The organism is Nocardia sp. NPDC019323 (genome assembly GCF_044389845.1).
Classification (GTDB): domain Bacteria; phylum Actinomycetota; class Actinomycetes; order Mycobacteriales; family Mycobacteriaceae; genus Nocardia; species Nocardia implantans.
The window spans coordinates 1-11665 of the sequence record NZ_JBIRYN010000012.1 but is presented as its reverse complement, the minus strand read 5'-3'; the positions used below and the strand labels follow the sequence as shown (position 1 = coordinate 11665).

At 69.5% G+C, this 11665-nt stretch carries 11 protein-coding genes and 1 tRNA gene; 6 read left to right on the top strand and 6 right to left on the bottom strand.

What is annotated here, in order from left to right; translation table 11 throughout:
• Positions 1-63 precede the first annotated feature (63 nt).
• The 4 genes from egtA to egtD all read left to right on the top strand — a co-directional run bounded on the left by egtA (position 64) and on the right by egtD (position 4735).
• Positions 64-1404, top strand: a complete 1341-nt coding sequence (gene egtA, locus ACH49X_RS30235) for an ergothioneine biosynthesis glutamate--cysteine ligase EgtA (protein ID WP_357208021.1) — start codon at positions 64-66, stop codon at positions 1402-1404.
• 124 nt (positions 1405-1528) lie between these two features.
• Positions 1529-2875, top strand: a complete 1347-nt coding sequence (egtB, locus tag ACH49X_RS30230; RefSeq protein WP_195082474.1) for an ergothioneine biosynthesis protein EgtB — start codon at positions 1529-1531, stop codon at positions 2873-2875.
• A 66-nt stretch (positions 2876-2941) separates the two neighbouring features.
• Entirely contained in the window at positions 2942-3751 is an 810-nt protein-coding gene (gene egtC / locus ACH49X_RS30225; RefSeq protein ID WP_357208019.1) for an ergothioneine biosynthesis protein EgtC, read from the top strand.
• A 12-nt stretch (positions 3752-3763) separates the two neighbouring features.
• Positions 3764-4735 carry an L-histidine N(alpha)-methyltransferase gene (egtD, locus tag ACH49X_RS30220; RefSeq protein ID WP_357208017.1) on the top strand — a complete coding sequence of 324 codons (972 nt, stop codon included), beginning with the start codon at positions 3764-3766 and terminating at the stop codon, positions 4733-4735.
• A gap of 21 nt (positions 4736-4756) precedes the next feature.
• On the opposite strand, the gene ACH49X_RS30215 is transcribed toward egtD, so the two are convergent.
• The 6 genes from ACH49X_RS30215 to ACH49X_RS30190 all read right to left on the bottom strand — a co-directional run bounded on the left by ACH49X_RS30215 (position 4757) and on the right by ACH49X_RS30190 (position 9387).
• Complete coding sequence (locus tag ACH49X_RS30215; protein ID WP_357208015.1) at positions 4757-5404, bottom strand: DUF2461 domain-containing protein; 648 nt, start codon at positions 5402-5404, stop codon at positions 4757-4759.
• 50 nt (positions 5405-5454) lie between these two features.
• Complete coding sequence (locus ACH49X_RS30210) at positions 5455-6306, bottom strand: hypothetical protein (protein ID WP_357208013.1); 852 nt, start codon at positions 6304-6306, stop codon at positions 5455-5457.
• Positions 6307-6406: 100 nt separating this feature from the next.
• A complete protein-coding gene (locus ACH49X_RS30205) occupies positions 6407-6664 on the bottom strand; it encodes a hypothetical protein (protein ID WP_195082479.1) in 258 nt (85 codons plus the stop codon).
• 94 nt (positions 6665-6758) lie between these two features.
• Complete coding sequence (locus ACH49X_RS30200; RefSeq protein ID WP_195082480.1) at positions 6759-7739, bottom strand: ribose-phosphate diphosphokinase; 981 nt, start codon at positions 7737-7739, stop codon at positions 6759-6761.
• The gene (gene glmU / locus ACH49X_RS30195; protein WP_195082481.1) at positions 7736-9226 is read right to left on the bottom strand and encodes a bifunctional UDP-N-acetylglucosamine diphosphorylase/glucosamine-1-phosphate N-acetyltransferase GlmU; all 1491 of its coding nucleotides are present in this window, start codon (positions 9224-9226) and stop codon (positions 7736-7738) included. The genes ACH49X_RS30200 and glmU overlap by 4 nt, the downstream gene beginning before the upstream one ends.
• 90 nt (positions 9227-9316) lie before the next feature.
• Positions 9317-9387: transfer RNA gene (locus ACH49X_RS30190), tRNA-Gln, on the bottom strand.
• Between the two features lie 734 nt (positions 9388-10121).
• Here ACH49X_RS30190 and ACH49X_RS30185 point away from each other — a divergent pair.
• Complete coding sequence (locus tag ACH49X_RS30185) at positions 10122-10736, top strand: TetR/AcrR family transcriptional regulator (protein WP_067795280.1); 615 nt, start codon at positions 10122-10124, stop codon at positions 10734-10736.
• Positions 10737-10918: 182 nt separating this feature from the next.
• Complete coding sequence (locus ACH49X_RS30180) at positions 10919-11566, top strand: TetR/AcrR family transcriptional regulator (RefSeq protein ID WP_067795276.1); 648 nt, start codon at positions 10919-10921, stop codon at positions 11564-11566.
• Positions 11567-11665 lie beyond the last annotated feature (99 nt).

The window sequence follows — 11665 nt, the reverse complement described above, 5'->3', positions numbered from 1 at the left end:
ACCGCGCCGAATGGCGATAACCAAGAACAGCGGACAACGTCCCGACGCCCACTGGAGGTTGGCATGGCGGTCACGCTCGAGAGTCCTGAGTCGGCCGGTTGTGCCACCGAGCAGGGGGAACTGTCCTCCCGCGCGGCGGCGGAAGCCTATATCGGCGGAGTGTGCTTCAAGCTCGGGCCACCCGCGCTGATCGGCGCCGAACTCGAATGGCTCACGGTGCAGGGTGAGTGTTCGGCGTCGGGTCCTTCGGCGGCTCCCCGCCCCCAGCTGTCCGCGTTGGCGGACGCACTCGGACCGTACGCACCACGGTCCATCGCCCCCGATTCGCAGGCGCTCACGTTGCCCGGGGGCAGCCGGGTCACTCTGGAACCCGGGGGTCAGATCGAACTCTCCAGCGCTCCCTACGACGCTGCCGCCCAGCTGTGTGATCGCCTGGGCGACGATGCCCGCCTGTTGCGGAAACTTCTCCAATCCCGGTCCATCCGCACCGTTTCCGTCGCCGCCGACGCGGACCGCCGTCCCAAACGCTTGCTTCAGCTGCCGCGCTATCGCGCGATGGAGCGCTCCTTCAGCGGCATCGGGCCGTTCGGCAAGCTGATGATGTGCAATACCGCGGCCACCCAGGTCAGCGTCGACGCGGGCGCCGATCGCGCGGAGGTCACCGCGCGGTGGACCGCCCTGTACGCCGTCGGCCCCGCGCTGCTGGCCGCCTTCGCCTGTTCACCCGCCCTGCGTGGCGCGCCGCCGGGGACGTGGGCCTCCCAGCGCATGCGAGCCTGGCTGCGGCTGGACAACACGCGCACCCGTCCGCCGGTGCTGGACTGGACCGACCCGGTGGCCGCGTACGGCAGATGGGCGCTGGACGTGCCGCTGCTGTGCGTGCGCGGGCCCGGCGGCGAAGGGGAATGCGGCGACGGCGCGGAGTGGTCGGCGCCGCCGGGGGCCACCTTCGCGGACTGGCTGTGCGGCGCGCTGGACGACGAGGTGGGCCGCCGCCCCGATACCGGCGATCTCGACTACCACCTCACCACGCTGTTTCCGCCGGTGCGCGCGTCCGGCCACCTCGAGGTCCGCTACATCGACGCGCAGCCCGGTGACGCGTGGACCGTTCCGGTGCAGGTGTTCGACGCGCTCATGTCCAGCCCCTCGGTGGTCGCGGAGGCGACCTCGATCGCGGCGCCGCAGGCCGGGCGCTGGGTCGATGCCGCCCGCTACGGATTGGCCGATCCGGACATCCGGGCCTGCGCCGTCGCGCTGCTGCGCCTCGCGGCCGAGCACACCGCGACCGACGAGGCGGCGCGCGCCGTCGCATCCGCCGCCGAACGATGTCGCCGTGGTCGCACGCCGACCGAGGACACCACCGAGCACGACCTCGATCCGCAGCCTCCGGAGGCCGTCACGTGACCAGCGTGAAGCCGCGCTTTCCCGATGGCGACCCGGTCCACCGGACCGGCGTGCGCCCCATCGGCGGCCGCACCGAAGCCGGCCGCGCCGACGCCGATCAGCACGAATCTCGGAGACGTTTCCCGTGACCACTTTCCATCCCGCCCCCACCGACAACTCCGGCACCGAACAGCTCAGGGACCGGATCGCCGACGTTCTCACCCGCGCCAGGCAGCGAACTCTCACGCTGACCGACTGCCTCGACGAAGCCGAACTCGTGGCCCAGCATTCCCGGCTGATGAGCCCACTGGTGTGGGATCTGGCGCACATCGGCAATCAGGAGGAACTCTGGCTCGTGCGCGACGTCGGCGGACGCGAACCGGTGCGTTCCGACATCGACGAACTCTACGACGCCTTCAAACACGCTCGCGCGAACCGGCCCGCGCTGCCACTGCTCGATCCCGCCCAGGCGCGCGACTATGTCGGCACCGTGCGCGACAAGGTCTTCGACGTGCTCGAGCGCAGCGACCTGCGCGGCCGTCCGCTCATCGACGGCGGATTCGCCTTCGGCATGATCGCCCAGCACGAGCAGCAGCACGACGAGACCATGCTGGCCACCCACCAGTTGCGCACGGGCGCCGCCGTGCTCTCCGCGGCGGACGCGCCGTCCGCCGCGGCGACGGTCGGCGGGGAAGTCGTCATCCCGGCGGGGGAGTTCACCATGGGCACCTCGACCGACCCGTGGGCGCTGGACAACGAGCGCCCCGCCCATCCGGTCCAGGTGGCCGGTTTCGCGATCGACGCCGCGCCGGTGACCAATGAGCAGTACCTCGCCTTCGTCGACGACGGCGGCTACGAGCGCCCCGAACTCTGGTCCGAGCGCGGCTGGGCGCATCGCGTCGAGGCGGGTCTGGTCGCGCCGCAGTTCTGGGAGCGCGATCCGTCGGGGCGCTGGTGGCGGCGGGTTTTCGGGGTGATGACCCCGCTGCGTCCTCGGCAGCCGGTCGTGCACGTGTGCTGGTTCGAGGCCGAGGCCTACGCGAACTGGGCGGGCAAGCGCCTGCCCACCGAAGCGGAATGGGAGAAGGCGGCCAGATTCGATCCGGCCACCGGCGCGTCGCGCCGATTCCCTTGGGGCGACGCCGATCCCGATGACGCCACCGCGAACCTGGGGCAGCGGCACCTGGAACCCGCCGAGGTCGGCGCCTATCCGGCCGGTGCGTCGCCCGCGGGCGTGCACCAGCTGATCGGGGACGTGTGGGAATGGACCGCTTCGGGTTTCGAGGCCTACCCGGGGTTCCGCGCGTTCCCGTACCGGGAGTACTCCGAGGTGTTCTTCGGCGGTGACTACCGCGTGTTGCGCGGCGGTTCGTTCGGCACCGATCCGGTGGCCTGCCGCGGCACCTTCCGCAACTGGGACCACCCCATCCGCCGCCAGATCTTCGCCGGATTCCGCCTGGCGCGCGATCTGCGACCGGGAGAAGGGGAGTGAGCGACGCCGGTCGCGCCGGGCGATGGTGCGTGGTGGTCGGCCCGCGCCCGGCGACGGCGGGTGCGGATGTGTAGACACCTGGGTTACGTCGGCCCTCCGGTGCGGGTGGGTGACATGGTGACCCTCGGTTCCCATTCACTGCGCACCCAGGCGTGGGCGCCGCGCGACATGCGGCACGGCGGCACCATCAACGCCGACGGTTTCGGCGTCGCCTGGTGGCGCGGCTCGGAACACGACACGGTCACCGCCAGCCGTTACCGCAACGCCGCGCCGATCTGGACCGACCCGGCCGTGGAGGAGGTACTGCCGCAACTGGAGTCGGCCGCGGTGCTGGCGGCGGTGCGCTCGGCCACGGTCGGCATGCCGGTCGAGCGATCGGCGTGCGCGCCGTTCACCCGGGACCGCTGGGCGTTCAGCCACAACGGCGTGGTGCCCGACTGGCGGCGCACCCTCACCGGCGTGGCGGCCGAGTTCGCCGTGGTTGCGACCGAACTCGGCGCCGCGGACCTGTTCACTCCGGCGCGGCTGCTGGAGGCGGAATCGGCCACCGACGCGGCCACGCTCTGGGTGCTGCTGTGCGATCTGCTGTCCACCGGAGCACCCGACGGCGAGTGGTCGGCGGCTCCGGCGGCGCTGCGGCTGCTCGTGTCCGCGATCCTCGACCGGGAGCCGCAAGCGCGCCTGAACCTCCTGCTCTCCGATGGTGCGCGACTGTGGGCGACCACCTGCCACCACTCTTTGTCGGTGCTGGTCACCGATGATTTCGCCCTGGTGTCCTCCGAACCGTTCGACGACGACCCCCGCTGGCAGTCGATCCCGGACCGCAGCCTGGTGAGCGCCAAGCCCGGTGCGCTGTCCGTCGACCCCCTCCTCTGAAAGGCCGGTGCCATGACCGCAGTCACGCTGGACATCCACCTGACCGAAGACGACCTGAACACCGCACTGCGCTCGGACGCCGAACTCGGCCTGACCTCGAACCCGAAATGGTTGCCGCCCAAGTGGTTCTACGACGCCAAGGGCAGCGAGCTGTTCGAGCGCATCACCGAGCTGCCCGAGTACTACCCGACGCGCACCGAGCGCGCGCTGCTCGAGCGGGTGGTCGACGAGATCGCCGACGCCGCCCAGGCCGAGGTGCTGGTCGAACTCGGCGCGGGCTCGGCGGCGAAGACCCGCCTGCTGCTGACCGCTCTGAGCGCGCGCGGTCCGTTGAAGAAGTATGTGCCGCAGGATGTCTCCTCCACGGCGCTGCGCGCGGCCGCCGATCAGGTCGCGGTCGAATTCCCCGGCCTCGGGGTGCACGGTGTGGTCAGCGATTTCACCGACACGCTGGACAATCTGCCGCGCGGCGGACGCCGGATGATCGCGTTCCTCGGCGGCACCATCGGCAACCTCGTCCCCGAGGAACGGGCGGAATTCCTCAGCAGGATCCACGACGTGCTCGAGCCGGGGGAGCAACTGCTGCTCGGCGCCGGGCTGGTCACCGACCCGGCGGTACTCGTTCCCGCCTACGACGACGCCGCTGGCGTCACGGCCGAGTTCAACCGGAACGTGCTGCATGTGCTGAACGCTCGCCTGCGCGCCGACTTCGCGCCGGAGAAATTCCGGCATGTCGCGGTCTGGGACGCCGAACGGGAGTGGATCGAAATGCGGCTGGAGGCGGGCGAGGACATGACCGTCACGGTCGGCGAACTCGGCCTCACCGTGCGCTTCGGCCGCGGCGAACAGATGCGCACCGAGATCTCCGCCAAGTTCCGGGTCGACGGCCTCGCGGCCGAACTCGCCGCCGCTGGCTTCGCCACCGGACACGTGTGGACCGATCCGGACGATCGCTTCGCACTGCTGCTCGCCGGGCGGCGCTGACCGCGGACCTCCCGGCGGCGCTCACCACGATGGAGCGCCGCCGACCACCGCGCCGAGCCACTCGACCAGCGGCCGCATCGTCTCCCAGGCGGCGCGCACCTCCTTCGCGGTGCGCGGCGTGTCCAGCCAGGCGGGCGCGCCGAATTCCCGGCCGCACGTGATGGACTTGTGCCGCAGCAGGTCGATGCGGGGGTGGTCGGCGTCGTATCCCTTGGGTTTGGTCTTCAGCTTCTCGCCGCCGATCGTGAAGCCCGCGTCGGTGAGGTCCGCCAGGATCGCCGCCAGCTCGGGTCCGCGCACCTCGTCATCGATGGTGGCGCGCAGCTGCGCGAGTTGCTCGGGCGAGCCCTGGTAGAAGCCGCCGCCGACGAACAGGCCCGCGGCGTTGATCTGGACGTACCAGCCGACTCCCGCCGCGGCGCGCACCACGGCGCCCTGCGCGGTCTTGTACGGGGATTTGTCCTTGGCGAAGCGCACGTCGCGGTAGGGCCGGAAGACCTTGGCCGTCCCGAAGTCCTGCTCCAGCTCCGCGACGAGCGCCTTCATGGGCGCGAGCACCGATTCGTCGTAGATCTTCTTGTGCGCGGTCCAGAACGCCTTGGAGTTGTCGGCTTCCAGGTCCTCGTAGAAGTCCAGCCCAGCCAGCGGAAAACCCGCGAATCCGGTCATGCCCGCACACCCGCCGCGCTGATGTCACCCGATTGACGCATACCGAAAACCTACGTGGTGATGTCTCCGCCGAACACCGCGAATCCCACGATGAGGCCGATCACCATCCCGACGGCCGCCGCGATCGCTGCCCATTTGCCGAGCGATTCGCCCTTGTTGCGTCCGATCAACCCGAGGATTATCCCGACCGGACCGAACAGGATCGGGCAGAACAGCACCGCGGTGATCGCGCAGACGAATCCGATGATCGAGTACACCTGGCTGCCCGGCTGCTTCGGCGGGGTGCCGTAGGGCTCGTATCCCTGCGGCGGATAGGGCGGGTACCCGTACTGCGGCTGCTGTGGGCCGGACGCCGGATAGCCGTAGCCACCACCCGGCGGGTACTGCGGCTGCCCGGTCGGTGGATACGGCTGCTGATAGGGATACTGCTGCTGGAACTCGCCGGGCTGCCCGGTCGGCGGATAGGGCGGTTGTCCGCCCGACCCGTACTCCGCGTGCTCGTCCGGCGTGAACCGGTTCGTCGGTTCGTCGGCCGGCGACTGCGGCTCGAAAGCCGACGAGGGCGTCCCGGGCGCGGCGGGCTCGGCGCCCCACGACTGCTGTTCACCACCGCCGTTGGCGCCCCACGGGCGGGGTTCGGCGGGTTGGCCGCTGGGCTCGGCGCCCCACTGGCCGCCCAGCGGTCCGGTGGACGCCGGGCCGCCGGACTGCCACCATTGATCGGCCGCGCCCGGCTCGTGCTCCTGCGGTCGCGCGGCGGCGGGATCGTGCTCGGTGGGCTGCCCGGCGCCGGTCGCGGGCTCGGCGGGCTTGTCACCGGAGGTCTCCCTGGTCGGCTCCGATGACGACGCCGGCGGCCGCTGCTCGTCGTCGGTGTGGTCCGGATCCTTCGGCGTGCTCATCGCACCCTCCTCGTGTCGTCCCGGTCACGCAACCTATGCCTACCACGGCGAACGCCCGGCCATAGCCGATTGCTACAGGCGCGTCGGGAACGGAGCAGGCTCAGAGGTCATCGTCGTCGACGATCTCGATCGCGGCCACCTCGGCGGACCGGTCGTCCGCTTGGTCCTCGGCGCGCGTGTCACGGGCCGTCCACTCCTGATCCAGCTCATCCTCGATGCCGATCGCGCCGTCGTCCTCGTCCTCGTGGTAGCGAATGCGCAGGTCGTCGGGCGGATCCTCGATGTTGCGCCGGTACTCGCGGATCTCGTCGTCCTGGTCGTCGTCGCCCATGTCGGTCTCCAACGGGTCACGGTTCATACCCTCGGTATCCCCATTGCTCGCCTGGGCTAACGCGGCCACGAAAACGGCGGCCCCGGCCGAAGCCGGAGCCGCCGTTCGCGCGCTAGGAGTCCTATGCGTTGCCGTTGAAAAGACCGGTCACCGAGCCGTTTTCGAAGACCTCGCGGATGGTGCGGGCCAGCAGCGGCGCGATGGAGAGCACGGTCAGCTGCGGGAACTTCTTCTCCTCGGTCAGCGGCAGGGTGTTGGTCACCACGACCTCCTTGGCGCCGCAGTTGGCGAGGCGCTCGGCGGCCGGCTCGCTCAGCACGCCGTGGGTCGCGGCGATGACCACGTCACCCGCGCCCGCGTCCTTGAGCACCTTGACCGCGCCCGCGATGGTGCCGCCGGTGTCGATCATGTCGTCGATCAGGATGCAGGTGCGGCCCTCGACCTCGCCGACCACGCGGTTGGACTTGACCTGGTTGGGCACCAGCGGGTCGCGGGTCTTGTGGATGAAGGCCAGCGGCGAGCCGCCCAGCGAGTCGGCCCACTTCTCGGCGACGCGCACCCGGCCGGAGTCGGGGGAGACGACGGTGATGTGCTCGAGGCTGTAGTTGGTGCGGACGTACTCCGCCAGCTGCACCTGCGCGTGCATGTGGTCGACCGGGCCGTCGAAGAAGCCCTGGATCTGGTCGGTGTGCAGGTCGACGGTGATGATCCGGTTGGCGCCCGCGGTCTTCAGCAGGTCGGCGACCAGTCGGGCCGAGATGGGTTCGCGGCCGCGGTGCTTCTTGTCCTGGCGGGCGTACGGGTAGAACGGCAGCACCGCGGTGATCCGCTTGGCCGAGCCGCGCTTGAGCGCGTCGATCATGATGAGCTGTTCCATCAGCCACTGGTTCAGCGGAGCGGGGAAGCTCTGCAGGACGAAGGCGTCGGAGCCGCGCACCGACTCCTCGAACCGGACGAAGATCTCGCCGTTGGCGAAGTCTCGCGCGACCTGCGGGGTGACGTGGACGTCGAGTTCCTTGGCGACCTGCTCGGCCAGCTCAGGATGGGCGCGTCCCGAGAAGAGCATCAGGTTCTTCTGGTTGTCGATCCATGACGCGGTCACTGCTGATTGCCATCCTTTTGCTCTATTGCCTGACCCGACATCTCCTTGGCCGCGATGGCTTCCGCCGCCGCGCGCGCCGCGTCCGTCCCTGGACGGTGTCGCTGCACCCAGCCCTCGATGTTCTTCTGCGGTCCACCGGACACCGCGAGAGCTCCGGGCGGAACGTTTCTGCGCAGTACAGTACCCGCCGCCGTATAGGCCCCGTCACCCACCGTCACCGGCGCGACGAACATGGTGTCGCTGCCGGTGCGCACGTGCGACCCGACTACGGTGTGGTGCTTGCTGACGCCGTCGTAGTTGACGAAGACGCTGGACGCGCCGATGTTGCTGTACTCGCCGATGGTGGCGTCGCCGACGTAGGTCAGGTGCGGGACCTTCGAATGCGCGCCGATCGAGGCGTTCTTGGTCTCGACGAACGCGCCGAGCTTGCCCGCGTCGCCCACGATGGTGCCGGGACGCAGGTAGGCGAACGGGCCGATGGTGGCCTTCGGGCCGATGGTGGCGCCCTCGCCGTGGGTGCGGACGACCTTCGCCCCGTCGCCGACGATCACGTCGGTGAGCGTGCTGTCCGGCCCGACCTCCGCGTCCTCGCCGACAACCGTGTTGCCGAGCAGCTGCACGCCGGGCCGGATCACCGCGTCCCTTCCGATGCGCACGCTGGCGTCCACCCAGGTGGAAGCCGGATCCATGATCGTGATGCCCGCGCGCATGTGACGTTCCAGGATGTAGCGGTTGAGCGTGCGTGCCGCCGAGGCCAGCTGCACCCGGTCGTTGACCCCGGTGACCTTGGCCGCGTCGACCAAGCGCGCGCCGTGCACGGGGTGACCGGCTTCCCTGGCCAGGCGCAGCACGTCGGTCAGGTACAGCTCGTGCTGGGCGTTGGCGGTGGAAAGGCGGCTGATCATGGTGCGCAGCACCGCGGCGTCGAACGCGTACACGCCGGAATTGACCTCGGTGATCGCGGCCTGTTCCGGGGTGGCGTCGGCGTGCTCGACGATCTCGGCGAGCTGGCCTTCCGCGTCGCGGACGATGCGGCCGTAGCCGTTGGGGTCCGGCGGCACGAAGGTCAGCACGGTGACCGCGGGGCGTTCGGCGTAGCTGCGGTGCTCGTCGAGCAGCGCGGCCAAGGTGTGCCCGTCCAGCAGCGGCACGTCGGCGGAGGTGACCAGCACGTCGCCGGTGAAGCCCACCGGAAGGGCGGCCAGCGCGCACTGCACCGCGTGACCCGTGCCGAGCTGCTGTTCCTGGATCGCCGGGGTGATCTCCCTGGCGAGGTCGTCGGCCACCGCGGCCACCGCCGCGCCGACCTGTTCGCGATCGTGCCCCACCACGGTGATGAGGTACGCGGGGTCGATCTCGTTCGCCGCATGCAGCGCGTGCGCGAGCATGCTCCGTCCGGCCAGCGAATGCAGGACCTTGGGGGTCTTCGACCGCATTCGTGTCCCGGCACCGGCTGCGAGAACGACGACGGCGGTCTGCTGTGGCATGGATCTCCCTCGGCTGCCTGTCCTCGTGCTGGGCGTCGTCGTGCTTGGTCAGCGATGTGCGGGCCAACGATAAGTCATCGTGCTCTCGAGCTCCGCCGCCAGGACTCGAACCTGAACTCTCTGAACCAAAATCAGATGTGCTGCCATTACACCACGGCGGATTGCCACATCGGCGGTTGGCGAAACCCCCGCCGGTGTGCCACGGCACGGGATGAATCCTCGCATACTCGGCCGCCTCCCCGCGAATTGTTCTCCGCGTCGCATCTGGTATTCGCGCCCGACCAGCGGAGGAGCGCCGGCGTCCTCCGACCGGGCAGCTCGGATCGCGGATCGCCGGAGACCGCCGACTCCGGCGGAGCTCGCCCCACGCTGGTCGGTCGCCGCAGCCGCCGGCCGAGCGCTGCCCGCCGAGCACTGCTTGCGGCGACCACAGCCGGGCGCTCGACGGCTGGATTCCGGCAATCAACCGATCCGTCAGGTGACCCCCTGATTCCGCTCGGACATGGGTAACTCACCGGAACGTCCGAAAGCCGAGCGGCACCTCACGCAGGGCCTGCACGCGAATCGCGCGCTCGCCACCTGGTACGGCCCGCAATACGCGGCGAGGCGGTCTGCCGGAATACACGGAGAGGCGGTCTGCGCGCAGAGGCGATCTGCGCGAGCCCCGGAGAGGCGGACCGCCGACCGGTCTGGGACAGTGGTATCCGAATGTCGGTGTCGTGCGTCGGAGCCGATGCGACGGCTGACTCGGCACGCACGAGGGCAATCCGCCGGGCCCCGGCTGCGACTGTCGGCTCGGAGGGACCGTCGCGGCACTCACAACCGGCAACAACGCGGGAAGGGCGGAGGAGCAGGGGTGTCTTCGGGTGAGTCGCATCGAGTGTCCCGGCCGCGGATGACCGGCACCCAGCGGCGTCAGCAGCTGATCGAGATCGGGCGCGCGCTGTTCGCCGAACGCGGTTACGACGCGACCTCCATCGAGGAGATCGCGCAACGCGCCCAGGTCTCCAAACCCGTGGTGTACGAACACTTCGGCGGCAAAGAAGGGCTGTACGCGGTCGTCGTCGATCGGGAGATGTCCATGCTGCTGGACATGATCACCTCCTCGCTCACCCGCAACCGCTCGCGCATCCGGCTCGAACAGGTCGCGCTGGCGCTGCTGACCTATATCGAAGAACGTACTGACGGGTTTCGAATTCTTGTGCGCGATCAGCCCGCCGCCGCCGCCGAGGGCAGGTACTCCAGTTTGCTCAACGAGGCGACCAATCAGGTGGCGCACATCCTGGCCGGGGATTTCGAGCGGCGCGGGTTCGACACCAGTCTGTCGACCTTGTACGCGCAGGCGCTCGTCGGGCAGGTCGCCACCGCCGCGACCTGGTGGCTGGACGAGCGCAAACCGTCGAAAGAGGTTGTGGCGGCCCACTTGGTGAACCTGTGCTGGAACGGGCTGAGCCATCTCGAGGCCGATCCGCAGCTGAGTTCGGAATGGCGCGCGGGCGCCGGTGAGTGACCCGGATTGTTAACCAGCAAATTGCGCGGCGGGTCTCGCCGAATGCTCGAATTGGCTGCCGGGCGCGCGCCTGGTGGTACGGTTCACCCATCCTTTGGGTGCTGTTCGGGCGGTAAGTCGGTCAACTTCGGGATGTCGGTCTACTTCAGGATGGCTGGTTTTTGGGATGACAGGCGGATCTGATGGCTAGGCAAGCGCGCGCGGAGATCACCCGCGACTCCGTCCTGGCAGGCGCTGCCGATGTCTTTCTGCGCTTGGGGTATGCGAACGCGAGCCTGAGCGAGATCATCGCGCAGTCCAACGTGACCAAGGGCGCCTTGTATTTTCACTTCGGCTCCAAGGAAGAGCTGGCGCGCGCCGTGGTCGACCAGGGCAACGAGCGGCTCACCAGCTCGTGTCAGGGCTTCTTCGATCCCAGGGTGCCCGCGCTGGAGGCGTGCATCGGCATCACCTATGTCGTCGCCGATCTATCGATGAACGACCCGATGGTCGGCGCGATGCTGAAGCTCAACCACCAGATCGGCGACTACCGCGGCGCCCAAGGCGACAACATCGCCAAGAACTGGGGCGACACCTACCGGCTGCTCGCCGAGCGGGCTATCGCCCAGGGCGACCTGATCGCCGACCTGGACGCGGAGGTCATCGGCCTGCTGTGGCAGGAGATGGCCGCGGGCGTGCACATCATCGCCGTCGGCACCGAATCCATCGACCAGATGGCGGTCCGGATGGAACGCGCCTGGTACTTCCTGCTCCCGGCCATCGTTCCGGCCGAAAAACTGTCGTACTTCCGGGAATTCGCGGCAAGGCGGTTGCGGCGCTACGTGCCGTGATATTGGCCGCGACTTCGTCGCGGCGTGTTCGCGGCCCCTTTGTGGCTCGCGTCCGAGCGACCGCCGCTGGCGACTGCGTCGCGGACGCGGCGGCCACTC